This is a genomic window from Gorillibacterium sp. sgz306347 (genome assembly GCF_059735245.1).
Genome location: NZ_JCAPET010000001.1, coordinates 24,623 through 51,128, shown reverse-complemented (window position 1 = coordinate 51,128; position 26,506 = coordinate 24,623). Strand labels below are relative to the sequence as shown.

Here is a 26,506-nt window from a genome sequence, read left to right as displayed (position 1 = left end):
AAGGACGGACCTCCAGCAAGCGCCGAGGTTCCGTCCTTCTTCCATTGAGCCGCTTATTTCACGACGATGTTTACCAGCTTGCCTTTGACGGCGATAAGCTTGACCACCGTTTTGCCTTCCGTCAGTTCCTTCACTTTGGGGAGTCCGAGCGCAAGCTCCTGCATCGCCTCCTGCTCCATGGCGGCAGGAATGCCGACGCGCTCGACGATTTTGCCGTTCACCTGCACCGCAATCTCGACCTCGTCGTCGACCGTCAGCGCTTCGTCAAAGACCGGCCATGCGGCATAGGTGATCGTTCCGCTGCCGCCAAGCCGCTCCCACAATTCTTCGGCCAGGTGGGGGGCCAGCGGAGAAAGCATCTGCACGAAATCGAACAGCGCTTTCTTCGGAATTGCTTCGGTTTTGTAGGCCTCGTTGACAAAAATCATCAATTGGCTAATCACCGTATTAAACCGCAGGCCCTCGATGTCCTCGGTAATCTTCTTCACCGATTTGTGCCAAGTGCGCTTGAACGCAGCGGATACCTGCGCGTCGTCCTCCGTGATTTTCGGATTCAGGCCGCCGTCTTCGCGCACGACCATCCGCCAGACGCGGGAGAGGAAGCGGTAAGCCCCTTCCACACCGCTTTCGCTCCACGGCTTGGTGGCTTCCAGCGGCCCCATGAACATTTCGTAAATGCGCAGCGTATCGGCGCCGAACTTGCCTACGATGTCGTCCGGATTGATGACATTGCCGCGCGATTTGCTCATTTTCTCGTTGTTTTCGCCCAGAATCATGCCCTGGTTGACCAGCTTGTGGAACGGCTCCTTCGTCGCGACATAGCCGAGGTCATACAGCACCTTGTGCCAGAAACGGGCGTACAGCAAGTGCAGCACCGCGTGCTCCGCTCCCCCGATGTAGAGGTCGACCGGCAGCCATTTTTCCTGAAGCTCCTTCGAGCAAAATTCCTTGTCGTTCTTCGGGTCGATATAGCGCAGGTAATACCAGCAGCTGCCAGCCCATTGCGGCATCGTGTTCGTTTCCCGGCGCGCTTTCATGCCGGTTTCGGGATCGGTCGTGTTCACCCAGTTCTCGACGTTCGCGAGCGGGGATTCGCCGGTGCCGGACGGCTTGATCGAATCGACGTTCGGCAGCATGAGCGGAAGCTGGTCCTCCGGCACCGTTTTCATCGTGCCGTCCTCCAGATGGAGAATCGGGATCGGCTCGCCCCAATAGCGCTGGCGGCTGAACAGCCAGTCGCGGAGCCGGTAGGTCGTTTTGCCGCGGCCTTTGCCTTCGGCCTCGAGCCATTCGATCATTTTGGCGATGGCCGCTTCGTTGTCCAGACCGTCGAGGAAACCGGAATTGACGTGCTCGCCGTCCCCCGCATACGCCTCCTTGGACAAGTCTCCGCCCTTCACCACCTCCGTGATCGGCAGGTTGAAGCTGACGGCGAAGTCATAGTCCCGCTGGTCATGACCGGGAACGGCCATGATGGCCCCCGTCCCATAACCCGCCAGCACATAATCGGCGATCCAGATCGGCGTGCGCGCCCCGCTGACCGGGTTGATGGCGTAAGCGCCGGTGAACACGCCGGTCTTTTCCTTTGCCAGGTCCGTGCGCTCCAGATCGCTTTTGCGCGCCGCGTTCTCGCGGTACAGGTCGACGGAATCCTTTTGCTCCGGAGTGGTGATGGCGTCCACGTACTCATGCTCGGGCGCGAGCACGCAGTAGGTGGCGCCGTAAAGCGTATCGGGACGGGTCGTGAAAACGGTCAGCGTCATATCCGCCTGCCCTTCCACGGAAAAGCGGACCTCCGCTCCTTTCGACTTGCCGATCCAGTTGCGCTGCATGTCCTTGATGCTCTCGGACCAGTCCAGCTCCTCCAGGTCGTCGATCAGCCGCTCGGCATATTCCGTAATTTTCAGCACCCATTGGCGCATCGGCTTGCGGATAACCGGATGGCCGCCGCGCTCGCTTTTGCCGTCGATGACTTCTTCGTTCGCCAGCACCGTCCCGAGCGCCGGGCACCAGTTGACGGGCACTTCGTCGACATAGGCGAGGCCTTTTTTGTACAGCTGGATGAAAATCCACTGCGTCCATTTGTAATACTCGGGGTCGGTTGTGCTGATCTCGCGGTCCCAATCGTACGAAAAGCCGAGGGACTTGATCTGCCGTTTGAAGGTTTCAATGTTCTTCTTGGTAAATTCGCGCGGGTCGTTGCCCGTGTCGATGGCATACTGCTCCGCCGGGAGGCCGAATGCGTCCCACCCGATCGGGTGCAGCACGTTGTAGCCGCGCATCCGCTTGTAGCGGGAGACGATGTCGGTGGCCGTGTAGCCTTCGGGGTGGCCGACGTGCAGCCCCGCCCCGGACGGATACGGAAACATGTCCAGCGCGTAAAATTTCGGTTTGTCCTCCGACGCGTCGGTACGGAAGGTTTTGTTTTCGTCCCAGTACCGCTGCCATTTCGGCTCGATGACCTGGGGGTTGTAGCTGTTGTCCTTTTCCTGCGCCATGCGTAACTGCCTCCTTGAAATGAACGGAAATGGCGGCGACCTGCCCGCAACATCAAAAAACTCCCGCCCCAGCTAAGAGCTAGGGACGAGAGTCGGATTCCCGCGGTACCACCCTAGTTAACCGCCAACACGCGCGCGGCTCACTTGAAGCCCTTAACGCGGGCGAAACGGTCGGGTTGGCCGGATTCGCGCCTCTTGACGCGGTTCCAGGCTTCTTCCTTCGGCTCAAAGGCGAGTTCGTCCGCTGCCGCCTGCCGGGTCCCACCCTGTCCGGCTCTCTGTCAAAGCGCTCGCGAAGTACTGATCCTTTTTCCATGCCTTTTTACATGTCAAAACCTGTAGAAATTATAGGGTGATCCGGCTCGGATTGTCAAGGTTTGGCGGGCTGCGCCTCTTCCTGCTCCGCCGGCGCCGCCTGCTTCAAAATCCGGTTCACCGCGCTGAACAGCGCCTTGACCGAAGACGTCATGATATCCGCATCGATGCCTGCACCCCAATACACGGTGCCGTCTTCCGCGGTAACGCCCACATAGGTGACGGCCTGCGATTCCGATCCGACGGACAGCGCGTGTTCTTTATAAAGCAGGTTGCTGTAGGCGATGCCCAAATGCTTCTGCAGCGCGCTGCTGATGGCGTCCAGGCGGCCGTTTCCGTCGCCCGCAAATTCCTCGGTCCGCCCGTCCCTCCGCACCTCGACGACCGTTCGGTAATCGTTGTGCTGCGTGAACCGGTAATTGACGAACGCGACCGGGCTCTCGATGTTGACATAGTCCTGCATGAAAATGCCGTGGATTTCCTCCGGGAGCAGCTCCTTGTGCAGCCGGTCGGAAACGCCTTTGATGTGGTAGCCGAAGCTTTCCCGCATTTTGGGCGGCAGGTCGAGGCCGAATTTTTGCTCCAGCAAATAGCCGATGCCGCCTTTGCCCGACTGGCTGTTGATGCGGATTACGTCGCCTTCGTATTCGCGCCCGATGTCCTTCGGATCGATGAGCAGATACGGCACGGTCCAATGCTCGCGCTCCCGCTCTTCCCGCCACTTCATGCCCTTGGCGATGGCGTCCTGGTGGGAGCCGGAGAAGGCCGCGAAGACGAGCTTGCCGGCATAGGGCTGGCGTTCGTTTACCTTCATGCGGGTCAAGCGCTCGTAAACCTCGAGGATATCCAGCAGGTTGCTGAAATCGAGCTTGGGGTCCACGCCGTGCGAGTAGAGGTTCAGCGCAAGCGTCACCACGTCGACGTTGCCGGTGCGCTCTCCGTTGCCGAACAGCGTCCCTTCGATCCGCTGGCCGCCCGCCAGAATGCCGAGCTCGGCGTCCGCAATGCCCGTTCCCCGGTCGTTGTGGGGATGGAGCGACAAAATGACGTTTTCGCGGAAATGCAGATTTTCGCTCATGTATTCGATCTGGCTCGCGTACACATGCGGCATCGAAAGGGATACGGTCGCCGGCAGGTTGATGATCACCTTGTTGTCCGCCGTCGGCCGCCATACCTCCAGCACCCGGTTGCAGATCTCCAGGGCAAATTCCACTTCCGTCCCGGTAAAGCTTTCGGGCGAATATTCGAATTGGAAGCTGCCCTCCGTTTCGGCTGCAATCTCCTTCAGCAGCTTGGCTCCGTTGACGGCGATCTCGACAATCTCTTCCTTCGACTTGCGGAATACCTGCTCGCGCTGCGCGACGGAGGTCGAATTGTACAGATGCACGACCGCCTTTTTCGCGCCTTTCAGCGCTTCAAAGGTTTTGCGGATGATGTGCTCCCGCGATTGGGTCAGCACCTGAATCGTCACGTCGTCGGGAATGAGGTCCTGCTCGATCAGCGTACGGACAAATTCATATTCGGTGTCGGATGCGGCCGGAAAGCCGATTTCGATTTCCTTGAAGCCGACGCGGAGCAGCATCTGAAAAAACTCCAGCTTCTCCTCCAGGCTCATCGGCACGACCAGCGCCTGGTTGCCGTCCCGGAGATCCACGCTGCACCAGTTTGGCGCTTCCGTGATGGACTCCTTTTGCACCCACTTCCGGCTGGCAACCGGCGGCATAAAATAACCCCTCGCATACTTCTCGACGTTTTTCATATCCCCCATCCTCTCTTCGCTTACTCGCATCGCGGCCGGCGGTTCAGCGCAATAAAAAAAGCCCCCCGTCTCCACTTGCCAGAGACGAAAGACTTGTGTCTTACGCGGTACCACTCTCATTCGCGCCGGTTTGGGCGCGCACTCGGACAGATACGGGCCGCATGCGGCCTTATATCCTCCTGTCGTAACGGTCAGGCTCCGTCCCCACCTACTCGAAATCCGTTTCAGCGGGCTACTTCAAGGCGAGTTCGGACTCCGTTCGCGGCTGCTTCGCACCATCCAGCAGCTCTCTGGTCGCTTCGGGGAATCGTACTATTCCTCTTCAACGTATTTTGAATTATTGCTGCTACTATACTACATCGGAGTAAAGGAAGCAAGCGTTAATGTTCGCAAGGCGAGCTTCCGTGTATTCGTCCAGGCGAAACGAAAGGATTCGGGGAACCGGGTTTCGGCAAAACGAGTTTCATCCTGATGCACCCGTCCGTAATCCGCGCTGTCCGGCAACGAGCGACCTTGCACTAACGGCTAACGGTTGCCACAGCGCTTATTCGGGCCANCGGTTGCCACGGAGCTTATTTACAGAAAAACCGGGGCGAATCAAGCAAAAAAGCGAAAATAAGCGCGGTGGCAACCGTTACAATTTGCAAACCCCCATTTTGGGGCAAATAGCCTCTGTGGCAACCATTAGCCGCGAATCCCCTTCTGCCAGCCCCATCCGCAGACATTGAAAAGGAGTTGCGTTTTTCAAGGCAGATAATAACAAGGGGAAGTGTTTTTAGGGTAAACGGGGAAGTATTTTTTAGGGAATAGGAGTGTGTTTTAGGGTAGCGCGGTCGAAGACGGGTCTGCAAGCATAGGGGTTATTTGCGGAGAGCCTATTTCATCTCCGCCTTGTCCAGCCGGATCATGTCGGCTTTGCCGTCACGCAGCCAAAACTCCAGCGTGATCCCCGCTTCCTTGTCCACGTAGCCGATGATCGAGACGCCTTGCTCGCTTCGTTTGTAGCAGCGCAGGCCATATCGGGCGACGATGGCCTTACGGTCCGCTCCAATGCCGATCCCTTGGGCCGTCGTCAGCTCCGGGGAAGCGTCCGGGCCGAGGATCGCCCGCACAATGCGGCCGTCCTGCTTTCCGGCGGCCGCCTCCGCTCCCCCGTCCAGAGCGTAGTAGGTGTACAGCTCGTTGCTTTGCGACAGCGTCGCATCTGCTCCGATGGGATCGCCGAGCCGGAGGGTGCCGAGCCGCTCGCCGGTCAGCGGAGTGCTGGCCGTCGTGCGGAAGCTGGCTTGGCGCGGCCCGGCCTCCGTGTAAACGCGGTACCCGTACAGCAGCGCCAGAACGAGAAGCACGGCCGCTCCGGCGACACCGGTCCAGAGGAGCCGGCTTCGCGGCGGCTTGCGGGAAACGCCGTTTCTCCGGGCAGGTTTGCTCCCGGCAGCCACTTCATTCCTATGCATCCGTGCGTTCCCGTTCCCCTTTCACCGCGACAAAAAACGCCCGTTCCGTCTCCGGTCCGGCCGGCGTCCACGTGAAATCCGAATAAATGTTTACTTCGCCGAATCCGGCGGCATGAAGCTGCGCCTGGAGCCAATCGAGCGCATAGGCCCGCTGCTCGTGCACTTCCTCCACCCGGAAAAAGCGTTCGTTTTTTGCACCGCCATCCGCACCGGAACGTTCTCCCTGCACGTTTTCGCTAGCCCGTACAGGACCTGGTGTTTGGCTTTGGTCCGGCTCCTGCCCCCGGGCGGGACTCCGGTCCAGGCCTTCGCTTTCGAACGTAGCCTCATTCCCGTACCCGCCCCACGCGCTTGCTGACGTCCCTAACAGCCCTTCCTGGGCAAAGATCGTCAACTCGTGCGTCAGGGTGCACGTCTCTTGCTCCAGGTAGCAGTACCAGATATAAGCGATGTCTTCCTCGGTTAAAGTAAAGGGCTGCTCCCGGGCGTAGGTTTCCAGCCGGTACGGTGTATGCACGTCAAACACAAACAAGCCGCCGTCCGCCAGCCCTCGATAAGCCGCTTGGAACGCTTCGGCGATGCCGTCCTCTTCTGTTATGTAATTCAGGCAATCGCACATGGAAACAACGGCGTCCACCGGCTCGGGCAGCGCCCAGTCGCGAATGTCCTGCTGCAGCCAGACGGTCGAGCCGGGAAGGCTTCCGCGGGAGCGCGTCTCGCTTTTCATCCGGGCTACCGCAAGCATATCCTCCGACAGATCGATGCCCCAGACGCGGTGACCGCGCTCCGCCAGCGGGATCGCCAGATTTCCCGTGCCGCAGCCGAGATCGGCGATGCTTTGCGGGCTCCGTCCGTGACGCCGCCAGCATTCCTCCAAAAACGCCAGCCATTCATCGTACGGCATGTCTTCCATCAGCCGGTCGTAATAAGTGGCGAACCGTCCGTATGCCATGCTTTCCTTCCCCTCCATGCTTTATCTGCAAAATAAAAATAACGCCAGCGCGTTCGGCATGGCGCTATTTCGAAACCCGCGGCGTACTGACCCGGACCGGCAAGGCTCCGAAGCGGAAGCTTTTGCCGCCGCATAATTACCAGGATCGGAAGAATCATTACACGCAGCCTAAACCACTTGCATTTTTTTGCGGCTGGTGGCTCCGGGCCGGGTTTCCGGTGGGCGCACTATTCGTGCAGCGTACCGTTCCGGCACGGCTTACCGTTCCGGTGCAGCGTACCGTTCCGGTGCAGCGTACCATTCCGGCGCAGCGTACCGTTCCGGTGCAGCGTACCGTTCCGGCACGGCTTACCGTTCCGGCGCAGCGTACCGTTCCGGCGCGGCGTACCGTTCCGGCGCGGCGTACCGTTCGGGTGCGGCGTTTCGTTCCGGCACGGTTTTACCGTTCCGGCGCCGCATTCTCCCGTTTTTCCGTCTGACCGGGCGCAGCGTCCGCCTTCAGCCGCGTCCAGTTTTCCTTCTGCTCGATCAGCCCTTCCTTCATGAGCTTGCCGAGTGCGCGTTTGAATGCGCCTTTGCTGATGCCGAACTTGGTTAGAATAATGTCGGCCGGCGTATTGTCGGAATACGGCATCGCCCCGTCCGGGCGCGCCTTCAGGAAGTTCAGCACCTTGGCCGAGTCTTCCTCGCGCCCCTGCTCCTTCGGCTGGCGCATCGAAAGGTTGAGGCGGCCGTCTTCGCGAAGATAGACCGCGCGTACCTTCACCGTTTGGCCCACCCGGAGCGGCGCGGTGCGTTCCGTCGCGTGGATCAGGCCGATCGCGCCAAACCCGAGCACGCCGCCCTCCACAACGACAAATGTTCCCATTTGCAGCGGCTTGTAGACCCTTGCCTCATGCCAGCGGTTCAGCCAGGACGTTGGCGCGGGAAAACAAAGCGGCGCCAGCTCCTGCTCGCCCGCGAGCCGGGCCAGCAGCCGGCCCTGCTTGTCATGCGACAGCACGGCGAACACTTTGTCGCCGACCTGCGGCCGCAGCTCCTTCAGCTCCGGCTGCTCGGCAAACGGAAGCAGCAGCTGGCGTCCGAGCCCCATGTCGAGAAAAGCGCCGAAGCGGGGATGGATGTCCGCCACCTCCAGAAGGGCCACTTCGCCCAAGCGGATCAAGGGCTCCTTCATCGTGGCGGCCAGCCGGTCCTCGGTGTCGTAAAAGAGAAAAACCCGCACCGTCTCGCCGACCTTGATGTCGCGGGTCTTTTCCGTATAGTGAAGCAGCACTTCCCGGACCCCGTCGGTGACAAAATAGCCGTAAGGCGGCACTTCCTTCGCCACCTGCAGCTCGACGGTTGTCCCCGCTTCCCAGCTGATCGTCATACTTTCTCAACCGCTTTCGCATCGGACCACAGACGCTCGATCCGGTAATATTCCCGCTCGTCGCGGTGGAACACATGCGCCACGACATCTCCGATGTCAATCAGCACCCAGCGGGCTTTGTCCATGCCTTCAATGCCGCGGATTTGCGCGCCCGCGCCTTCGGCCCGCTTGCGGATTTCCGTCGCGATGGCCTGCACCTGCGTCTCCGAGTTCCCGTGGCAGATAACGAAATAATCGGCGATCAGCGAAACGCCCTTCAGATCGAGTGCCGTCAAATCCAGCGCTTTTTTGCTATCCGCCGCATCCCATACCAGGTCCAGCAGTTGTTCGTTTGTCATCGGTGTTTCCTCCCGTTCCTGACTTCATCAATCAGGGCGTTTCTGGATAAAAGCGTCAGGGGATAAATCTTCTCCCCTTTGGTCAACAGGTAGTGCATCGTCGAATCGTAACCGGCGATCAGCGCCCGTTCGACACTGGTTTCGGCCAGCCGGCGGATTTCCGCCACCTCGGGATAATCCCGGCCCGGTTCCATGTAATCGGCCAAGCAAACGACCTTCTCCAGCATGGTCATTCCCACGCGCCCGGACGTGTGGTAGCGGATTGCATCCAGTACCTCTTCATCCCGGATGCCGAATTCCTTGCTGACCACATAAGCCCCGACCGGAGCATGCCACAGCGGCTTGTCGTATTGCAGCAGTTCATTCGAAAGATCGCTCTCCAGAATAACCAGGCGCTGCCGCTCGGTCGGCCAATATTTGCAATAGTCGTGCAGAAGGCCCGCCAGCTCGGCTTTGTCCGGGTCGGCGCCGAATTTGCGCGCCAGCTCCTTGGCGGTCCGCATGACGCCGAGCGTATGCTCCCACCGTTTGGCCGGAAGTTCTTTACGTACGGCCTCCATCAATTGCTCCAGCTTCATATAATCGGTTCACCTCAATGTAGTCCAGCACGGGTTCCGTAACCAGGTACCGGATGGTCCGGCCGTCCGCCCGTCTGCGGCGAATGTCCGTCGAAGAAATCTCCACGAGAGGAGACGGCAGGAGCCGGACGCTGCTTCGCAGCTCCGGTTCCAGCTGCTCCATTCGCAGCTCGTATCCCGGCCGGCCGACGCCGAGAAAGGTAACCAGCCGAGCCAGCTCCTTTACCCGGTGCCAATGCGGCAAATACATCACCATGTCGGCCCCGATGATGTAGAAGAACTCGTCGTCCGGCCGCTCGCCGCGGAGCCCCAGCATGGTGTCGACGGTGTACGAGGTGCCGCCTTTTCGCAGCTCGTAATCCGAGGCGCGAAAGCGCGGATTGCCCCGTACCGCAAGCTCCACCATGTGCAGGCGCTGCTCCCCGCCGGTGCGCGAATGGCCTTGTTTGTGCGGCGGAACGTTGGCCGGCATAAACCAGACCTCGTCCAGACCCGCCTCCTCCATCGCCCGTTCGGCCATCAGCAGATGGCCCAGATGAACGGGGTCGAAGGTGCCGCCCATGATTCCGATCTTCATGATGAGAACGCCTCCCGAGCAATTGCGGAACTACGGCAGCTCGATCGTTTTGTGTTCCTTCGATTCCTTGTAGAGTACGACCGTTCTTCCGATTACTTGAACCAGCTCCGCCCCCGAGCCACTTGCAAGCTCTTCGGCAATGTCCTTCGGTTCGTCGGCGTTGTTGTTCAGAACGGATACCTTGATCAGCTCGCGCACTTCGAGCGCCTCTTCAATGTGGCGCAGCAAATGCCCGTTGACCCCTCCCTTGCCGACCTGAAAGATCGGCGTCAAATGGTGGGCCAGAGACCGCAAATACCGTTTTTGTTTTCCGCTTACCATATGTTTACCCTCTATTCCTTCAAAGTAACAAACCGGTCCGCCCGCTCATTCCCGGCCGAGCGCTTGCTCGACGGCCTCCCGCATGGCGGCGACCGGCGCGGCGCGGCCCGTCCACAGCTCAAACGCGATCGCGCCCTGATGGACGAACATTCCCAGACCGCCGTGAATGACGGCTCCCCTGGCCTCCGCTTCGCGCAGAAGCTTTGTTTTGCGGGGATTGTAAATAATATCGCTTACGAGAAGACCGGGCCGGAGCGCATCCGCATCGATCGGAGTTTCCTCCACGTTCGGGTGCATGCCCGCCTGCGTCGTGTTGACGACAAGGTCGGAGCGGGCGATCCACGCCCCCGTTTCCCCGGCCGCAACGGCCCGGATAACGCCCAGACCGCCCAGATCCTTCGCCAGTTCTTCCGCGCGGCTGAGCGTCCGGTTGGCAATGATCACTTCGGCGGCCCCTTCCTTGGCGAGCGCATACGCGATGCCCCGCGCCGCTCCTCCCGCTCCCAGCAGGAGAACCCGGCTTCCGTTCGGCCGGAAACCGGTCTCGGCCATCAAGGACCGGATATAGCCGGTCCCATCGGTATTATACCCCTTGAGCCGTCCGCCATCATTCACGACGGTATTCACCGCTCCGATCAGCCGGGCGCTTTCATCCAGCTCATCCAAATGCTCCATAACCGCCACTTTGTGCGGGATGGTCACATTTACGCCTCGCAGGCCCAGGCCGCGCACGCCGGCAGCCGCAGCCGCCAGCTGTTCCGGCCGAACGTGAAAGGCGGCATAAACGGCATTCAGGCCCGTTTCGGCAAAGGCCCGGTTCAGCATGAGCGGCGACTTGGAATGGGCCACCGGGTCTCCGAACACGCCGAAAAGAACGGTGCCGGTATCGACCTCCCGGTTCTGCTTCATCTCGCCGTCCCTCCGTTTTCGCAAGCGTGATCCGCTTTGTATTCGTGCCGCTCTCTTCAGATCAGCGCAGGCCGCACCGCAACCTTGACGCCCTTCGGAGCCCAGACCTCAAGCTCGGCTCCCGATTTCGGCTGGACGGTGATCCAGCCGAGGCCCGAAACCAGAACGTCGGTCTTCTGCCCGGGCGTGATGCGCAGCGGATGCTTGACCAGGGGCGGGAGCGACTCTTTCGTCTCCGCCCCCGGGGGATTCAGCAGCTCCCCGAGGTGATCCGCATACAGCTCGTCGGCCCGCTCCAGCTTCGTGCGGTGAATTTTCATGCCGCCCGAAACATAACAGGTGAACGACTGGCGCTCTCCTTTGACAAAATCCATGCGGGCAAGACCGCCGAAGAACAGCGTCTGCTGCTCGTTCAGCTGGTAGACCCCCGGCTTCAGCGGCCCGCCCGGCATAAGGGCGGCCAGCTCTTTCTTGTCCACCAGCTCGGTCATCCGGTGCTTGTAGACAATGCCCGGCGTGTCCACGATCTCTTTCCCGTCTTCGAGCGGAATCTGAACAAGATCGAGCGTCGTCCCCGGGTAGGGCGAGGTGGTCAGCTCCGCCTCCAGATCGCTGTAATCGCGGATCAGGCGGTTGATCAGCGTCGATTTCCCGACGTTGGTCGCCCCGACCACATACACGTCCCGTTTCTTGCGGTGCGCGTCGATCTTTTGCAGCAGGTGCTCGAAGCCCATGTTCTTCTTTGCGCTGACCAGCGCAACGTCGACCGTCTTGACCCCATACTGCTTTGCCTGCCGCTGGACCCAGTTGAGCACGCGGTTAAAATTCGTCACCTTGGGCAGCAGATCGATTTTGTTCACAACGAGCAGCACCGGATTGTTGCCGACAAAACGCTGCAGGCCGGAGATCAGGCTGCCTTCAAAGTCGAACAGGTCGACGATATGCACGACTAGGCTGTCGGTATCCGCAATGCCGCCGAGAATTTTCAAAAAATCGTCCTGGTTCAGCGTCGCCCCCGACACTTCGTTGTAATGCTTAATCCGGAAGCAGCGCTGGCAGACGACCGGCACCTTCAGGAGCGCCTGCTCGGGCAGGTAGCCCAGCCTGGAGGGATCGTCCGTTTGCAGCGCGACGCCGCAGCCTTCGCAGCGCAGGTCTTCCTCATCATCCATGCGGATCTCTTCGTTAATACGGTTCATCGGTTCCTCCCGGTCCCGGACTTCGCCAAGCCCGGCAACGTATCGTTATTTCATAAGACGGAGCGCGATCTTCTCGAGCCTCCGGTTGATGCGGGTGAAAAAGCCTTCGTCCTGAAGGGAAATGGGCTGGACCAGCACCGTGTACAGGCCGAGCCGGTTGCCGCCAAGCACGTCCGTCAGCATCTGATCCCCGAGCACCATCACCTGCTCCGGCTCCAGGTTCATGATGGCAAGCGCGCGGTGAAACGCCGCGCCCGCCGGCTTGCGGGCACCGAACACAAACGGAATCCCGAGCGGTTCGGCGAATTTGCTGACCCGCGCTTCCTTGTTGTTGGACACAATGACAACCTGAAAGCCCAGCTCCTCGACATGCTTCAGCCACTCCACCAGCTCGGGGGTGGCAAGCGGGATTTTGGCGCCGACCAGCGTATTGTCCAGGTCCGTGATAATGCCCCGTACGCCCTGCGCCCACAGCTCGGGCAGCGATAGCTCGTAAATGGTAACGATGCGCCGGCGGGGCACCAGTTTATTCAACAAACCGTTCACCTCAAATTTGCCGATTTATAAATGAAACTATACCATAGATGTCCAATTTCGCGCAAAAGCCGCAAAAAACGAATCGCCCCGCCGTCTTCGCGATCGAAGCGGCGGGGCGATCGCCCGCAAAGTTTCTACATTTCCTTCCGCAGCTTGCGGACCAGTCCGGCCGCCTGCTCCGTTTCTTCGGAAGTGACGGTTAGCGGACTGTATTTGGCTTTCTCGAAGAGAGCCAGCAGCCGTTCCAGGTCGCCGGCGATCCAGGAGCTTTTTTTGCGCCAGCGGTCGAAGGTTTCGCGAGCCGTTTCGGACTCCTTCACCGGATAGCCGCGCTTCCGCGAATGGCGGAGAAGGCGCTCGTATTCCTTGATGAGCAGCCGGTTGTAGGTGGCCTCCGGTTTAGACCTCCGCAGGAAGGAAGGCGTCCAGCGGTCTTGCCGGTAGCCGGCAAAATACCAGACGGCCGCCGCCAGCAGAAGCCCGCCCAGCACGGAGAAAAGGATAGCCGTCGAGGTCCGGCCGTTATCGTCCGATTCGGTTTCGAGCGGCGCCGTCTCGTCCGTCTCCGGAATTTCGGGCGTCGCGGTCGGCTCCGGCGCGGTTTCATCTTCGGCGTAAGGAACGGAGAAACCGCTCGTCGGTTCAAACGGAACCCAGCCCCAACCTTCAAAGTAAACCTCGACCCAGGAGTGCGCATTCGAATTGTGAACGGTGTAAGTGCCGCCCCCGTTCGGGTCGATGTTGATTTGTCCGCGCATGATCTCTTCGGGAATCGACTCGTCAAAGTTGCTGGTTCCGTAGGTGTAGCCTTTCACCCAGCGGGCCGGCATTCCGATCGTCCGGCTCAAGACCACCATGGCGGTGGAAAAGTAATCGCAGTACCCTTCCCGCGTCTCGAACAGAAACCGGTCCACGAAGTCCTCGCTGCCGCCTTCTTGTTCGTTCGGCTCGTTCGTGTACGGATACGTGGTGCGCAGGTAGGTTTCGAGCGCCTTCACTTTATCGTAAGGCGTCTCTTCCGCCCGGGTGATATCGGCGGCGAGCTCGCCGACCCGGCCCGGCAGCGAATCCGGAAGCTGAAGGTAGTCCGCGAACGCCTGCTTGCCCGAGAAGTTAAGCGGGGCCGTCCGCAGGCCCGCTTCGTCAAGCACCGGCATTTTGGAAATAACGGTATAGGTTTTGGGCTGGCCGCCCCGTCCCCAGCGCAGCTCCGTGGACGCCGGGCGCCATTCCAGGCTGCCGAGGCCGTCGTTTTTGCCGTCCTCGCCGTCAAGCGCGGCGATCGAATAAGCGCCGAACATGACGGGGAATTTTTTGTCGCCTGTGAAGGTTACGGTTTGCGTAACGTCAACCGTCTTCATCCTGGAATTGTTCACCGACGTGTCCGGCTCAAGCTCCGAAGCCGTGCTGCCGTTCAGGCGGTAAGTCGGCTCGTCGTCCTCGATGCCGCCGTCCTCCCAGCCGGCCCCGGTATAAAGCGACTTGGTCTCCCCGCGCCAGTAGCTGCGGCGCGTCGTATCCACCTTGAAGACTTCCGTATAGTCAAAATTGAACCCTCCGCCGAGGGAGGAATCGTCCCGGCTGTACCCTGACTCGGTCCGCACCCCCGGCTGGACCGGACTGTTCGGCGTGAGCGATTTGCCGGGCAGATTAATCGGCTCCCCTTCCCATCTCTTGTACAAGGTATAGGGGTCGGTCAGGATATTGGTCACATTCGGGGAAAGCGTGCCCGCTCCGACCGTCAGTATAAGAAGCAGCACGATCGGCACCACGAAGCTGACCGGATAATCGGTGATGTAGCCCCAGCCCACCGGGTTCTTTGCCTTCAGCTCCGCAAACCGCCGGATGACAAGCAGGAACAGGGAGCAGAGAATGAGCCAGGCCGCCTCGTCCCACAGGTACACCTCGCTGAACGAATCGCGCAGCGCCATGACCAGAACGCCGCCGACCATCGCGATAACGATGCGCCGTTTGGTCCGCATCCACCAGTTTGCGGCCAGGTAGAGAATCCAGGCGCCCATGCTGAACCAGTAGTACGGGTACAGCTGCTCGGCGTTGTAATAGAGAAGATTCCAGAATTCCGTCCACGATTCCGGCTTGGCCCAGACCGGGCTGTAGTCCAGAAGAAGAATATGAATGAGAGCGATGCCCAGAAGCTGGACGGTGCGCACCATCGGCACGCTTTTCGTCCGCCACATCTCGGTCAAGAAAGTAAAGCTCAGGGTCACGATGATCAGCATCCGGGTCAAGGGCAGGAAGCCCCCGTCCTCTTCGCCGAACCAATGCATAAACGACAGAAGAAACAGGCCCGAGAAAAGCAAGGTCAAGATGCGCGGCCAATCGCCGAACAGGCCGGCCAGCACCCTGCCCCGTCCCGGTTTCGCGGGAGCGAGATTCATTGTCCCCTCCTTCCCAGTTTGCCGGGGAGCTCGTCAAGCGACGCGATTGCGTAGCCGAGAAATCCCTTGGTCTGCATGAATTGGGCCCATTGGCCGCCGCTTTCGGCGGCATCCGCGCCGATCAGAAACTGGCAGCCGCTCATCTGCTTCTGGCGAATCCAGTTCATGGCCTGCCAGGCCTCCCCGCTTTTCTCCGGCGAGATTAGAATCGCCAGCATGCCCGGGGCAAAGCTGCGCGCCCGCTCTCCGAGCACCTTCGGCAGCGGATACGGACTGTCCGCTTCCGCGTTGATCAAATGGCCGGCCATCGCCCGGTACTGCTGGGGACCGGTTTTCGGCTCGAAGTACGCCGCCTCTTCCCCGACCGACAGAAGCCCGAACGAATAGCCCTGCTTGCGTCCGTACTCCAACAGCGAAGCCGCCGTCGATACCGCCAGCTCGAACGTTTCCTCGTCGCGGTAGTGGCCGCGGGTCCGGTCCAGCACCAGGATGACGTTGAGCTCCGATTCCCGCTCAAACTCCTTGGACTTCCAGATCCCCGTCCGCGCCGTGGCGTTCCAGTGAATCCGCGACAGCCGGTCGCCGTAATTGTACTCCCGGATTCCGCTGAATTGCGTTGTTTCCCGGTGAGCCCGCGTGGAAACGGCTTGGTGGTGCATGCCTTTCATCAATTGATGCAGACTCGTCCATTCGGAAATGTCCACCGTTTCGGGAAAGACGCTGAAATGGACAGGCAGGCTCATCCGGCCGGAATGCTCGAACACGCCGAAGATATCTCCGGTGGAGCATTCCACCTGCTGAAACTCGTAATGCCCCCTGCGGAGCGGATGCGTTTGATAGCTGACCGTCCCGCGCCGCTTCCAATCCGGGATCAAAGTCGTCTCAAAGGAGGTCGCGCCCTTGGTGCGGTGGAGCAGGGTGTCTTTGACCATCACGTACGGAATCGGCCAGAAGCCCGGAATTTGCACGTCGATGTTTACCTCGACCGAGCTGCCCGCCTTCAGCGGCTCTTTGCCGATCTCGTCCGCCAACTGGCGTTTTCCCCGGACGTTCGCCACTCCGCTCCACCGGCCCAGCACGATGTAAGCGCACAAAATCGCAACGATCACAAAGGTCATGAAGGCGAATTTTCCGCCCTGAAACAGAAGAAACAGCAGGCTGACGACAAAAAATCCGATAATCGTCCAGTAGCGGCGCGGCATCTTGGCGTCTTGCCGTTTATAGCTCAAGTTCAAGCCGCATCACCTCTGCAGCCGGACCGGCACCCGGACCTGGTCCAGAACGGATTGCAGCACGCCGTCTACGGAGAGCCCCTCCAGACGGGCTTCCGATTGCAGAATGATACGGTGGCCCAGCACGTAGGGAGCGAGGAATTTCAGGTCGTCGGGAAGCACATAATCCCGGCCGCGCAGGAAAGCGCAGGCTTTGGCCGCCTGGGTGAGCGAAAGCGTCGCGCGCGGGCTGGCGCCGAGGAATATCGCCGGGTGCTCGCGCGTTTTGCGAACGATGGAGACGGCATATTTGCCCAGGTCCTCCTCCAGAAAGACATCGTCCACCAGGCTTTGAATGGCCAGTATATCGGCAATGCCCGCCACGGGTTGAAGCTCGTCTACGGGGTGCGTCTTGCTTTGCGCCTGCAGCATCTGGTACTCGGTCGCCTCATCGGGATAGCCGAGGCTGAATTTGACCATGAACCGGTCCAGCTGCGCTTCGGGAAGAATATAGGTTCCCTCGAAATCGATCGGATTCTGGGTGGCGAGCAGCATGAACGGCTTCGGCAGGCTGTGGGGCACGCCGTCCACCGTCACATGGCGCTCCTCCATCGCCTCGAGCAGAGCGGCCTGTGTCTTGGTGGTGGCGCGGTTGATTTCGTCGGTCAGCAAAATATTGGTCATCACCGGACCGGGACGGAACACGAATTCCTCCAGCCGCGGGTGGTAGATGGATACGCCGGTTACATCGGTGGGCAGCAGATCGGGATTGCACTGGATGCGGCGGTAGTCGCCTTCGACCGATTTGGCCAGCGCTTTGATCAGAACGGTTTTGCCCGTTCCCGGAACATCTTCCAGCAGCACGTGGCCGCGCGCCAACAGGGCGATAACCAGGAGCTCGATTTCTTCGCTTTTGCCCAAAATGCAAGCTTCGAGATTCTGCTTCAAGCGGTGTACCTTGTCCATTTCCTGCTGTCGGGTACTTTCCATGCACTAGCCTCCAGTAAGTTTATAGTGGGAACGGCTCCGGCAGGAGCCCTTCGAAAGTCTCTTAAAACGGGTCTGTCTCCAGTTTACAAGATTTGAAAGGGCTCGTACACTCAAACGAGCGATAATTGCGGAATCCCGCCAAAAAAGACAGCACAAAAATACCGCACATCTCCAAGTTGCGAAGACATACGGTATAGGTATGGTTACCCGGGCATCCGGCGGTTGAATCGCGCGAAACCGTGAAAACATTGTCGATTTGACGAATTATCCCCTTGGCTTGGCGACAAGAGCGGTCAAGAACGAGAAAATGATGGCCGCCGAAATGCCGGCGCTCGTAATCTTGAAGATCCCCGTGAGGATGCCGATCCAGCCCGTCCGGTCAAATTCCTGCAGCGCGCCGTGAACGAGCGAATTCCCGAAGCTGGTAATCGGCACGGTCGCCCCCGCCCCCGCAAAGGCGATGAGCGGATCGTACCAGCCGAGCCCGTCCACCAGCGCTCCGATCACCACCAATGTCGCCATGGTGTGGGCCGGCGTCATTTTAAACCCGTCGATCATGATCTGGCCAAAGACGCAAATCGCGCCCCCGACCAGAAACGCCCAAACATAGTCCATCATGGCTTTGCCACCTCCTCGCTTTCGAGCGCTACGGCATGCGCGATGCAGGGGATGCTCTCCCCCTGCTGGTAGGTCAAGGGAGACAGAAGCGCCCCCGTCGCCACCACCAGAATGCGCTTGAGCTCTCCTTTTTCCATCCGCTTCAGCAGATGGCCGTACGTCACCGAGGCGCAGCAGCCGCAGCCGCTCCCGCCCGCCTGCACGCCCTGCGTCTCCCGGTCGAAAATCAGAAGCCCGCAGTCGGTAAATTCGGTTTGCCCCATCGGGATCCGCCGGTCCTGGAGCAGATCCTTGACGATGTCGTGCCCGATCATCGCCAGATCCCCCGTCGCGATCAAATCGTAATACCCCGGCTCCAGCCGGAAATCGGCCAGGTGGGCGGCAATCGTGTCCGCCGCCGCCGGCGCCATAGCCGCGCCCATGTTGAACGGGTCTTTGATGCCCATGTCGACTACGCGTCCGATAGTCGCCCGGACGGCCACCGGCCCTTTTCCTTTGGCGCCCACTACAGCTGCGCCCGCTCCCGTTACCGTGAATTGGGCCGACGGAGGCTTCTGGGAGCCGTATTCGGTCGGATAGCGGAATTGCTTTTCCGCGGTGCAGTTATGGCTGCATGTCCCGGAGAGGACGTAGTGCGCCGCGCCCGAGTCCACGAACTGCGCCGCCAGCGCCAGACTTTCCATCGCCGTCGAGCACGCGCCGAATATCCCCAGGTGGGGAATCCCGATCGACCGCGCCGCAAAGCTGGTGCTCACGATCTGGTTCATCAGATCGCCGCCCACATACAGATTGATCTCATCCTTGGACAAGCCCGCCTTCTGAATCGCCAGCTCGGCCGCCTGCTCCATAAAGGCGCGTTCCGCCTGCTCCCACGATTTTTGCCCCAGCCTCATGTCGTCGTTGACTTTGTCAAAGTCCTCCGCCAGCGGGCCTTTGCCTTCCTCCGGCCCGACGGCCGCGGCGTATCCCGCCAAACGGGGCTTTGACTCAAATCGCCAGCTTTGCGTCCCCTGCAGCATGGGTCACCCTCCCGTCCCGAACAATCCGTGCAAAATGCCGACAAAAAAAGCGGCCACCGTCCCGAAAACAATGACGGCTCCGGCTACCTTGAACATGTTGCCTCCGACGCCATAAACCAGTCCCTCGCTGCGGTGCTCCATGGCGGCCGAGCAGACGGAATTGGCGAAGCCCGTAACGGGCACCGCGGTTCCCGCGCCTGCCCACTGGGCAAATTTGTCGTAAACCCCGAACCCCGTCAGCACGCACGAGAGGAAGATCAGAACCGCCACGGTCGGGCTGCCCGCCGTTTCCTTTGTGAAGCCGAAATTTTGAAAGATATTCATCAGGAATTGGCCCAGCGTGCAGATCAGTCCCCCGACAAGAAAGGCCCGGATGCAGTTTCGGACCAAATGGCGGGGAGGCTCTTTTTGCTTGACGAATTTTTTATATTCCTTCTGTTTGCTGGTCGGTGCGCTTTTGGTCGCCACGAGCTTTTCCCTCCGATCGCTTTGAAGATCAGGTGCCGGAGCCGAGCCGTCTCAACATCCGGCCCAGTTCCCTTTCGCAGAGCGCGTACCGCTCGCGCTCTCTGGCCGTCCCGGCGGCCTGCCCCCTGCTCGCCAGCTCCGTACGGAACCGGCCGATAAGGTCGAGCAGCTCGCCCGCTTTGTCCGGTTCGTCCGCCGGTTCCGGGCCGGTCGCGTCATCGTACAAATCGATGTAGAGGCCGCCTTCGTCCGTCAATTGAGCCAGAAAAACATCCTTCGCCGTCAGGTTCCTCTTCCGAAGCTCCTCCGTCAGCCAAGCCTCGCTTTTCCCGCACTGCAGAAGCTCTTTTTTCAGAATCTTGCCCTCCATCAGCACCACCAGATCGTGGCCGGCGCTTTCCCCGGTTTCCAAGCGGAGATCTTTCGGCGTCAGCGGCCGTTTATCCGGCTTCAGCATCACGTTCAGGTCGCCGCTCGACTCCAGGATGGCGAATTCCACATCGCTGGCGTTAAAAACGTCTTTCTTGCGCAACTCCTCCATCAGCTCGTCCGCGGAAAACCGCTCTTTTCGCAAATTCTTCTCCAGGATTTTTCCGCCCCGGATGACAACGGTCGGCGAGCCTTCCAGAAGCAGGCGAAGCTTGCGGCTTCTCAACGTCAGATGCTCGAATAGAAACGGGATGGAGAACCAGACCAGCAGGGCCGTGATGCCGTGCATGTAATGCGCTTCGATGTCGGTGGAAATAAAACCGGCGAGCTCGCCAAGTGTGATGCCGAGAATGTACTCGAACAGGGTCAGCTGGGATATTTGCTTCTTTCCGAGGATGCGGGTCAGAACGAAAAGCAGCACCACCGCGCCCAAGGATCGAAGAGCGATTTGCATCCACCCGTTCACTTGCGGATTCCCCCTCCTTTTTTCCAAGGACGCTTTGGCTAGTATGAGCAAGGCCGCCGGTTCTTATGAACGCAAAAAAGCGGACGCATTCTGCGTCCGCCGGTGCGGGCCCGGATCCCCGCCGCAGCGGGTACCCGGTCAGCCCTCGTTCTTCTCGTCTTGGCCGCGGTTTCCGTCCAGCCGGTCCGCGATCCGGTCAAGCGTCTCCTGAACCACATCGTGCACTTGCTCCGTCGCCGCCTGGTCTTCCTGGCCGCGCGGGGTAGGAATCTCTTCCGAATTGTTCGATTTGCCCTTGTCGTCAAAAACGTCCTTGTCGCGCCGGGTTTTGTCGTCTTTCATGGGGCCCCTCCTTCAGGATTCGGCTTCTCCCCATTATTACCACATCCCGCGGGCCGGTAAACGCCTGATCGTCACCCGATGCGGATCAGCGCCATTTGACGTACAGCCGGCTCGTTTCCTCCCAGATTTCCTCGGGCTCCAGGCCGAACAGGCCGATTTGCTCGGCGGGAAGGTCGACATTCGGGGCGTTGACCAGGTTGATCTGCGGCTCCGGGCAGAAAAAGCCTTCCGTGGCCCCGTTGTTCCAGATCATCCACTGCTTGTACGAGGTGCCCGCGTCGTACACCAGTGTCAGGCCGAGCCGCGTATCGGTCAGCTCCATGTAATTCCGTCCGTTCTGCGGCTGAACCGTATAGTGGTTGTCGAGCGGTCCGAAAAAGGGGTAAACGCCTTCGCCCTTCAGCTTCTCTTCCTCCGCCGAAAGCGGCAGGAAGCGTCCCGTCGGCAGCATCCGGTCGCTCATTTCCCAGCGCTCGCCGACGGTCAGCTTCACCCGGCAATCGCTGGACGAGCTGCCCGGAGCAAACGGAGCATTGACGGCCGTGTGGAAGGCGAGCAGGCACGGAAGCTTTTCGGTGCCGTTATTGCGGATGGTCACCTGCTGCAGCAGGCCCGTATCGGCATTCAGCGTGTACCGCAGCTTGAAGCTGAAGCGGTACGGAAGGTACGAATACACGGGATGCGCTTCGTCTACATGAACGGCAACGACAACAAAGCTCTCATCCCCGTTTACGCCGTATTGCTCAATATTCCAGGACGTTGTATGTAAGAAGCCGTGCAGATGATTGCCGGTGGCCGGCTCGTTTACGGGAAAACGCAGGGTCTTGCCGTTCCAGGGAAACCGCCCGTCCTCGTACCGGTTCGGCGGAAACAGCACCGGAATGCCGTAGACGCCCGGGTTCTGCTTGAAGTCGTCCATCTCGGCTTCGGCCGGCTCGCGCAAAAAACGGAAGCCGTTGTCCGTATCGCGAAACGCGATCAGATTCCCCCCGACACCGGGCAGAATCGCCGCCTCGTAACGGCCCGCCTTCAGCCAAACCGCCTCTTCCCCGTGAAACAGACCTTCGTAGGCCGCAACTTTGCTCATCGCTTTGTCTCTCCCTTGTTTTATTCCTCGCGGGTTATAGCTTGACGTTATCCGTGTATTAGAGTACCGCATATTTCCTTCGCTTTCAATCTGAGGAATCCGCTTTCTTTATGTCCGGTCCGGCCCCGCGCAAAAAAGAACGGCCCTCTCCCCGTCCGGCGGCGGAGAGACAGCCGTCCCGTCCGGCAGCAAGCGCCGGTTAGCGGCATAACGCGACAAGGAGGAGCACAAGCAGGACAAACAGCAGCACGATCAGCAACGCGTTCCGGTCAAAAGTCATACGTCACACTCCCGCAGGGTGAATTCCCGTTTCCCCCAGGATATTCGCCCGCTCCTCCGGACGACCGGGTGACCGGCCCAGTTCCGCGCCCAAATGGGAATGCTGCCGGTCGCGCACAAAGGACCGCCAAACGCCTGCCTGTGCAGACAGCGGCGGCGATCCTTTTCGGCCCGGACGGCAGAGGCTTGCCGGAATAAAAAAAACCGGCCCTGCGGCAGGCCGGTTTACGTTTCGTTCTGGATGATGCCGGCTCCGCCCGTCTCAAACGGGCGGAACCTCTTATCAATGCTATCATCATTGGGGGGGTGTGAATTCATCATAAAGCCGCAACCTTAAGAAAACCTGACGGAAACCTTAAAGGAACCTAAAAAACGCGCGCCGCCGATTGACGCTCCACCAGGCGGGTGCCCAGGGTTACGGCTTCTCCGGCCGGAACGGCGGTTCCCTTCTCCGCAAACGGCAGCAGCAGCTCCGCCGCCCGTGCGCCAATTTCCGAAAACTGCTGCTCGACGGTGGTAAGAGGCACCTCGAAATACCCGCTTGCCTTCAGGTTATCGACGCCTGTCACCGAAAGCCGCTCCGGCACCGGAATTCCGGCGGCGCGGGCCGTCTGGATCAGGCGCATCGCGGTCACGTCGTTGATCGTCACCAGGGCGGTGGGCGGTTCGTCCAGCGCCATCAGTCGCTTGAGCTCCGCTTCGTAAGGAAGCGGGGACGGCTGGGCCGCTCCCCTTCCCGTTTCCACCGTGTAACGCGGTTCGGGGGCGATGCCGGCTTCAATCAGCGCTTTGCAGTAGCCCCGGTAGCGTTCCGCCACGGAAGCCTCCTCCTTCAGCGAGGTGCAGACAAAACCGATCCGCCGGTGGCCGAGCGCAAGCAGATGGGCCGTAACGGAATGGCCGATTTGAAAATGATCCGATGCCACATGCGGCGCTTCCAGCCCTTCAATGGTCCGGTCAATAAGCACAAACGGAAATCCGTCAATGGCCATCCGGCTGAACACGTCGATGTTCTTGGTGCTCGATACCGGGTAAATCACTGCGCCGCGCAAGTTGTCCTCCCGGATTTTCGCGATAAACGCCCGCTCGGTTTCCGGGTCCGAATTGGTGTTGTGGTAGGTTAAATAATACCCGCGGGCCGAGCACACCTTCTCGACGCCGCGCAGGATATCGTATCCATACTCCTCGCCAAACGGGAGCAAAACGGCAATAACCGGTAATGATATATCATTATCAACCGGCTTGCCGGAGGCTTCCGGGCCAGGCTCGGTCAGGAAGCTTCCCTTCTTTTTGATCCGGACGAGAAGCCCCCGGTATTCAAGCTCGCGAAGAGCCCGGATGACGGTAATCCGGCTTACCTGAAATTGCTCCGTCAGCTCCGCTTCGGTCGGAATTTTATCACCGGGCTTCCACTTTCCGTCGGCGACCTGCGCCAGAATATAGTCGATGATTTGCTCGTAAAGCTTTTTCTTTTGGGACACGGACGCCCTCCATTCCTATGAAATCGGTTAATCAAAGTATAGCATAAGGAGCCGTATCCCCCTAGTTTTTCTTTACAACCCTTCATCCTTCCCTTAATATAATATATCATATTCTTATTATCCCACAGAGATGAGGCCGATCATGACCAAGAAGAAAACGATCCATGTCGTTTCCCACACGCATTGGGACCGCGAATGGTACATGTCCTTTGAAGCGCACCACGCGCGGCTGATTAAAGCGATGGACACGCTGCTTGACCTTTTTGAAAACGATCCCGAATTTAAAAGCTTCTATCTGGACGGGCAAACCATCGTCTTTGACGACTATCTCCAGGTGCACCCTGAAAAGCGGGAGAAGCTGATTGAGCTGACCCAAGCGGGCAAGCTGTCCGCCGGCCCCTGGTACATTTTGCAGGATGAGTTCCTGACCAGCGGCGAAGCCAACATCCGCAACCTGCAGATCGGCCACCGAGACGCGCGCGCATTCGGTCCCGTTTCCAAAGTGGGCTATTTCCCCGATTCCTTCGGCAACATGGGCCAGGCGCCGCAAATTCTCCGTCAGGCCGGCATCGACACGGCGATGTTCGGACGCGGCGTGAAGGCGACCGGCTTCAACAACAAGGTGGAGGACGCCTCCGAGCTGGAGTCTCCTTTCAGCGAGCTGAACTGGGTCTCCCCCGACGGCTCCGAGGTGCTCGGCATCCTCTTCGCCAACTGGTACTCGAACGGAAATGAAATTCCGGCGGAAAAGGAAGCCGCCAAAGCGTACTGGGACAAAGGCATCGCGGCCGCGACGACGTATGCCGCCACCTCCCATCTGCTGTTCCTGAACGGCTGCGACCACCAGCCCCCGCAGGCGGATCTGTCCGCCGCGCTTCGCACGGCGCGCGAGCTGTATCCGGAGTATGACTTTATCCACTCCAACTACGACGACTATATCAAAGCGGTCCGCTCCGAGCTTCCGGAATCGTTAAGCTCGATCCAGGGCGAGCTGCGCGGCCAGCGCACGGACGGCTGGTATACGCTGGTCAACACGGCGTCCTCGCGTGTCTACATCAAGCAGGCCAACCAGAAGAATCAGACGATGCTGGAAAAAATCGCCGAGCCGCTTGCCGCTTTGGCGCATCGCGAAGGCAAGGCCTATCCGCATGAGCTGTTTGTATACGCCTGGAAAACGCTGATGCAAAATCACCCGCACGACAGCATCTGCGGCTGCAGCGTGGACGAGGTGCACCGCGAGATGATGACCCGTTTCGCGAAGAGCATGCAGATGACCGAGACGATTATTGCCGACAGCACCGACTATCTGAACGCCAAAATCGACACCTCGGCCTTTGTCTCCATCCATCCGGACGCGCTTCCGTTTGTCGTCTACAACACGAACGGCTACGCCGGAACGGCCACGGTGACCCTTGACGTCGAGACGTTCCGGCATGCGATGCGCGGCGACAAGCCGGCCAACATCGTGAAGAAGGTGCGCGAGGTATCGACGGCGGGCGGCTATCTGGTCGACCACACCGGCGCGCGCGTGGACTTCGCGCTGGAGGACCTCGGCGTGCAGTTCCATTACGACCTGCCGGACGATGCGTTCCGCCAGCCTTATTTGACCCGCGACCTGCGGATCACCTTCGAAGCTTCCGATGTGCCGGCAACGGGCTACAAAACCTATGCGTGGGTACCGGATGCGGCGGCGGCAGCGGAAAAGACCTCTTCGCTCGTAACCGGCGAACACACGATGGAGAACGCCTTCGTGAAGGTCAGCGTGCAGCCGGACGGCGGCTTGACCGTCACCGACAAGGAGACGGGCCAAACCTTTTCCGATCTCAACCACTATGAAGACATGGGCGACATCGGAAACGAATACATCTACGGCCTCGTAAAAGGCGACGTTCCGATCACCACCAAAGGCACGGCCGCCGAGATCCGTCTGGTCGAAGACACGGCCTTCCGTGCGGCGTACGAAATTACGCACCGGCTGGAAATTCCGGCCGAAGCCGATGAGCAGCTGAAGGAAGAAATCGAGCTGATGATTCCATACAATCAGCGCAGCGCCGGCCGTTCCAAGAAGCGGGTCCCGCTTACGCTGGTGACCCGCATCAGCCTGGAACGCGCCAGCAAAGGCGTGCAAGCCCGCGTCCGGTTCGACAACCCGGCGAAGGATCACCGGATTCGCGTGCTGTTCCCGACCGATGTCCAAACGGATTCGCTCTACGCTGACTCCGTTCTGGAGGTCGCCAAACGCAGCATCGAGCCGTCGCCGGAATGGGAAAACCCGAGCAACTGCCAGCACCAGCAGGCGTTTGTCGATGTCCATGCCGAAGGCCGCGGCCTGACGGTGGGCAACAAAGGCTTGAACGAATACGAGGTGCTGCGCGACGGCCGGAACACAATTGCCGTTACGGTGCTCCGTTCCACGGGCGAGCTTGGCGACTGGGGCGTTTTCCTGACGCCCGAAGCGCAATGCCTCGGAGAGCACGAAGCCGAGTGGATCATCCTTCCGCACGGCGGAAACGACCGGTTCCGGGCCTACATTGACGCTTACCGCTTCCAGGTCCCCCTTACCGCGAGCCAAACCGACGTGCACGAGGGAACGCTGCCGGCCGAGCAAAGCTTGCTGGCCTGGAAAGGCGAAGGCTTGGCATTTTCGAGCCTGAAGGTGAACGAAGACAGCGGCAGCTTGTTCGCCCGCTGGTTCAACCTGTCCGGCAAGCCGGCCGAGCTGGAAATCGGCTCTGCGGGCGCAGGCGTTTACAAGAGCAACGTGCTGGAGGAAAAAACCGGCGAAACCGTCCGGACGGACGGCGCTGTCAAGCTGCCGGTGGAAGGCTTCGAAATCATTACGGCGGGCTTCGAGAAGCGCTGAACCTCTACCCAGTCGATACTTCTGATTGACGGCTAAAAATAA

General features: G+C 59.9%; 23 protein-coding genes and 1 other annotated feature. Of the genes, 1 reads left to right on the top strand and 22 read right to left on the bottom strand.

The window, feature by feature from the left end:
- Positions 1 to 53: 53 nt before the first annotated feature.
- The 22 genes from leuS to AC6I6H_RS00115 form a co-directional block, all read right to left on the bottom strand.
- Positions 54 to 2,498: a leucine--tRNA ligase gene (gene leuS / locus AC6I6H_RS00220; RefSeq protein ID WP_497949177.1), complete on the bottom strand. Its 2,445-nt coding sequence runs from the start codon at positions 2,496 to 2,498 to the stop codon at positions 54 to 56.
- A gap of 370 nt (positions 2,499 to 2,868) precedes the next feature.
- On the bottom strand, positions 2,869 to 4,572 hold the full coding sequence (locus AC6I6H_RS00215) for a 2-isopropylmalate synthase (protein WP_497949174.1): 1,704 nt from the start codon (positions 4,570 to 4,572) through the stop codon (positions 2,869 to 2,871).
- A gap of 77 nt (positions 4,573 to 4,649) precedes the next feature.
- Positions 4,650 to 4,907 (bottom strand) — a binding site (T-box leader).
- Positions 4,908 to 5,447: 540 nt separating this feature from the next.
- On the bottom strand, positions 5,448 to 6,029 hold the full coding sequence (locus AC6I6H_RS00210; protein ID WP_497949171.1) for a hypothetical protein: 582 nt from the start codon (positions 6,027 to 6,029) through the stop codon (positions 5,448 to 5,450).
- Entirely contained in the window at positions 6,022 to 6,981 is a 960-nt protein-coding gene (locus AC6I6H_RS00205; RefSeq protein WP_497949169.1) for a class I SAM-dependent DNA methyltransferase, read from the bottom strand. The genes AC6I6H_RS00210 and AC6I6H_RS00205 overlap by 8 nt, the downstream gene beginning before the upstream one ends.
- Before the next feature lie 439 nt (positions 6,982 to 7,420).
- Positions 7,421 to 8,347: a CvfB family protein gene (locus tag AC6I6H_RS00200; RefSeq protein WP_497950216.1), complete on the bottom strand. Its 927-nt coding sequence runs from the start codon at positions 8,345 to 8,347 to the stop codon at positions 7,421 to 7,423.
- 2 nt (positions 8,348 to 8,349) lie between these two features.
- Positions 8,350 to 8,691 (bottom strand): ribosome silencing factor, encoded by a 342-nt coding sequence (rsfS, locus tag AC6I6H_RS00195; protein WP_497949165.1) that lies wholly within the window; start codon positions 8,689 to 8,691, stop codon positions 8,350 to 8,352.
- Positions 8,688 to 9,269: a bis(5'-nucleosyl)-tetraphosphatase (symmetrical) YqeK gene (gene yqeK / locus AC6I6H_RS00190; RefSeq protein ID WP_497949163.1), complete on the bottom strand. Its 582-nt coding sequence runs from the start codon at positions 9,267 to 9,269 to the stop codon at positions 8,688 to 8,690. The genes rsfS and yqeK overlap by 4 nt, the downstream gene beginning before the upstream one ends.
- Positions 9,235 to 9,846, bottom strand: a complete 612-nt coding sequence (locus tag AC6I6H_RS00185) for a nicotinate-nucleotide adenylyltransferase (protein ID WP_497949161.1) — start codon at positions 9,844 to 9,846, stop codon at positions 9,235 to 9,237. The genes yqeK and AC6I6H_RS00185 overlap by 35 nt, the downstream gene beginning before the upstream one ends.
- 30 nt (positions 9,847 to 9,876) lie before the next feature.
- The gene (yhbY, locus tag AC6I6H_RS00180; protein WP_497949159.1) at positions 9,877 to 10,167 is read right to left on the bottom strand and encodes a ribosome assembly RNA-binding protein YhbY; all 291 of its coding nucleotides are present in this window, start codon (positions 10,165 to 10,167) and stop codon (positions 9,877 to 9,879) included.
- A 45-nt stretch (positions 10,168 to 10,212) separates the two neighbouring features.
- Positions 10,213 to 11,076, bottom strand: a complete 864-nt coding sequence (locus AC6I6H_RS00175; protein WP_497949154.1) for a shikimate dehydrogenase — start codon at positions 11,074 to 11,076, stop codon at positions 10,213 to 10,215.
- 56 nt (positions 11,077 to 11,132) lie between these two features.
- Positions 11,133 to 12,275 (bottom strand): ribosome biogenesis GTPase YqeH, encoded by a 1,143-nt coding sequence (yqeH, locus tag AC6I6H_RS00170; RefSeq protein ID WP_497949152.1) that lies wholly within the window; start codon positions 12,273 to 12,275, stop codon positions 11,133 to 11,135.
- Positions 12,276 to 12,320: 45 nt separating this feature from the next.
- A complete protein-coding gene (locus AC6I6H_RS00165) occupies positions 12,321 to 12,812 on the bottom strand; it encodes a YqeG family HAD IIIA-type phosphatase (RefSeq protein ID WP_497949149.1) in 492 nt (163 codons plus the stop codon).
- A 134-nt stretch (positions 12,813 to 12,946) separates the two neighbouring features.
- Positions 12,947 to 15,211 (bottom strand): DUF4129 domain-containing transglutaminase family protein, encoded by a 2,265-nt coding sequence (locus tag AC6I6H_RS00160; protein WP_497949145.1) that lies wholly within the window; start codon positions 15,209 to 15,211, stop codon positions 12,947 to 12,949.
- Positions 15,208 to 16,446, bottom strand: a complete 1,239-nt coding sequence (locus AC6I6H_RS00155; protein WP_497949142.1) for a DUF58 domain-containing protein — start codon at positions 16,444 to 16,446, stop codon at positions 15,208 to 15,210. Before AC6I6H_RS00155 ends, AC6I6H_RS00160 begins: the two co-directional genes overlap by 4 nt.
- 6 nt (positions 16,447 to 16,452) lie before the next feature.
- Positions 16,453 to 17,412, bottom strand: coding sequence for an AAA family ATPase (locus tag AC6I6H_RS00150; RefSeq protein ID WP_497949138.1), 960 nt, complete (start codon positions 17,410 to 17,412; stop codon positions 16,453 to 16,455).
- A 264-nt stretch (positions 17,413 to 17,676) separates the two neighbouring features.
- The gene (gene spoVAE, locus AC6I6H_RS00145; RefSeq protein WP_497950212.1) at positions 17,677 to 18,027 is read right to left on the bottom strand and encodes a stage V sporulation protein AE; all 351 of its coding nucleotides are present in this window, start codon (positions 18,025 to 18,027) and stop codon (positions 17,677 to 17,679) included.
- A complete protein-coding gene (gene spoVAD, locus AC6I6H_RS00140) occupies positions 18,027 to 19,049 on the bottom strand; it encodes a stage V sporulation protein AD (protein ID WP_497949135.1) in 1,023 nt (340 codons plus the stop codon). Before spoVAD ends, spoVAE begins: the two co-directional genes overlap by 1 nt.
- 3 nt (positions 19,050 to 19,052) lie before the next feature.
- Complete coding sequence (gene spoVAC, locus AC6I6H_RS00135) at positions 19,053 to 19,517, bottom strand: stage V sporulation protein AC (RefSeq protein WP_497949133.1); 465 nt, start codon at positions 19,515 to 19,517, stop codon at positions 19,053 to 19,055.
- A 28-nt stretch (positions 19,518 to 19,545) separates the two neighbouring features.
- Complete coding sequence (locus AC6I6H_RS00130; protein WP_497949130.1) at positions 19,546 to 20,412, bottom strand: DUF421 domain-containing protein; 867 nt, start codon at positions 20,410 to 20,412, stop codon at positions 19,546 to 19,548.
- A gap of 138 nt (positions 20,413 to 20,550) precedes the next feature.
- Complete coding sequence (locus tag AC6I6H_RS00125; protein ID WP_497949127.1) at positions 20,551 to 20,754, bottom strand: hypothetical protein; 204 nt, start codon at positions 20,752 to 20,754, stop codon at positions 20,551 to 20,553.
- Between the two features lie 85 nt (positions 20,755 to 20,839).
- Entirely contained in the window at positions 20,840 to 21,841 is a 1,002-nt protein-coding gene (locus AC6I6H_RS00120) for an aldose 1-epimerase (protein ID WP_497949125.1), read from the bottom strand.
- 644 nt (positions 21,842 to 22,485) lie between these two features.
- Positions 22,486 to 23,601, bottom strand: coding sequence for a GntR family transcriptional regulator (locus AC6I6H_RS00115; protein WP_497949123.1), 1,116 nt, complete (start codon positions 23,599 to 23,601; stop codon positions 22,486 to 22,488).
- Positions 23,602 to 23,743: 142 nt separating this feature from the next.
- On the opposite strand from AC6I6H_RS00115, the gene AC6I6H_RS00110 reads away from it, so the two are divergent.
- Positions 23,744 to 26,464, top strand: coding sequence for an alpha-mannosidase (locus tag AC6I6H_RS00110; RefSeq protein WP_497949121.1), 2,721 nt, complete (start codon positions 23,744 to 23,746; stop codon positions 26,462 to 26,464).
- The last annotated feature ends 42 nt before the right edge of the window (positions 26,465 to 26,506 follow it).

What these genes read in the sequence shown, in the direction of transcription:
- leuS (WP_497949177.1), bottom strand. Translation starts at nt 2,498, where the DNA reads ATGGCGCAGGAAAAGGACAACAGCTACAACCCCCAGGTCATCGAGCCG.
- AC6I6H_RS00215 (WP_497949174.1), bottom strand. Translation starts at nt 4,572, where the DNA reads ATGAAAAACGTCGAGAAGTATGCGAGGGGTTATTTTATGCCGCCGGTT.
- AC6I6H_RS00210 (WP_497949171.1), bottom strand. Translation starts at nt 6,029, where the DNA reads ATGCATAGGAATGAAGTGGCTGCCGGGAGCAAACCTGCCCGGAGAAAC.
- AC6I6H_RS00205 (WP_497949169.1), bottom strand. Translation starts at nt 6,981, where the DNA reads ATGGCATACGGACGGTTCGCCACTTATTACGACCGGCTGATGGAAGAC.
- rsfS (WP_497949165.1), bottom strand. Translation starts at nt 8,691, where the DNA reads ATGACAAACGAACAACTGCTGGACCTGGTATGGGATGCGGCGGATAGC.
- yqeK (WP_497949163.1), bottom strand. Translation starts at nt 9,269, where the DNA reads ATGAAGCTGGAGCAATTGATGGAGGCCGTACGTAAAGAACTTCCGGCC.
- AC6I6H_RS00185 (WP_497949161.1), bottom strand. Translation starts at nt 9,846, where the DNA reads ATGAAGATCGGAATCATGGGCGGCACCTTCGACCCCGTTCATCTGGGC.
- yhbY (WP_497949159.1), bottom strand. Translation starts at nt 10,167, where the DNA reads ATGGTAAGCGGAAAACAAAAACGGTATTTGCGGTCTCTGGCCCACCAT.
- AC6I6H_RS00175 (WP_497949154.1), bottom strand. Translation starts at nt 11,076, where the DNA reads ATGAAGCAGAACCGGGAGGTCGATACCGGCACCGTTCTTTTCGGCGTG.
- yqeH (WP_497949152.1), bottom strand. Translation starts at nt 12,275, where the DNA reads ATGAACCGTATTAACGAAGAGATCCGCATGGATGATGAGGAAGACCTG.
- AC6I6H_RS00160 (WP_497949145.1), bottom strand. Translation starts at nt 15,211, where the DNA reads ATGAATCTCGCTCCCGCGAAACCGGGACGGGGCAGGGTGCTGGCCGGC.
- AC6I6H_RS00150 (WP_497949138.1), bottom strand. Translation starts at nt 17,412, where the DNA reads ATGGAAAGTACCCGACAGCAGGAAATGGACAAGGTACACCGCTTGAAG.
- spoVAE (WP_497950212.1), bottom strand. Translation starts at nt 18,027, where the DNA reads ATGGACTATGTTTGGGCGTTTCTGGTCGGGGGCGCGATTTGCGTCTTT.
- spoVAD (WP_497949135.1), bottom strand. Translation starts at nt 19,049, where the DNA reads ATGCTGCAGGGGACGCAAAGCTGGCGATTTGAGTCAAAGCCCCGTTTG.
- AC6I6H_RS00125 (WP_497949127.1), bottom strand. Translation starts at nt 20,754, where the DNA reads ATGAAAGACGACAAAACCCGGCGCGACAAGGACGTTTTTGACGACAAG.
- AC6I6H_RS00120 (WP_497949125.1), bottom strand. Translation starts at nt 21,841, where the DNA reads ATGAGCAAAGTTGCGGCCTACGAAGGTCTGTTTCACGGGGAAGAGGCG.
- AC6I6H_RS00110 (WP_497949121.1), top strand. Translation starts at nt 23,744, where the DNA reads ATGACCAAGAAGAAAACGATCCATGTCGTTTCCCACACGCATTGGGAC.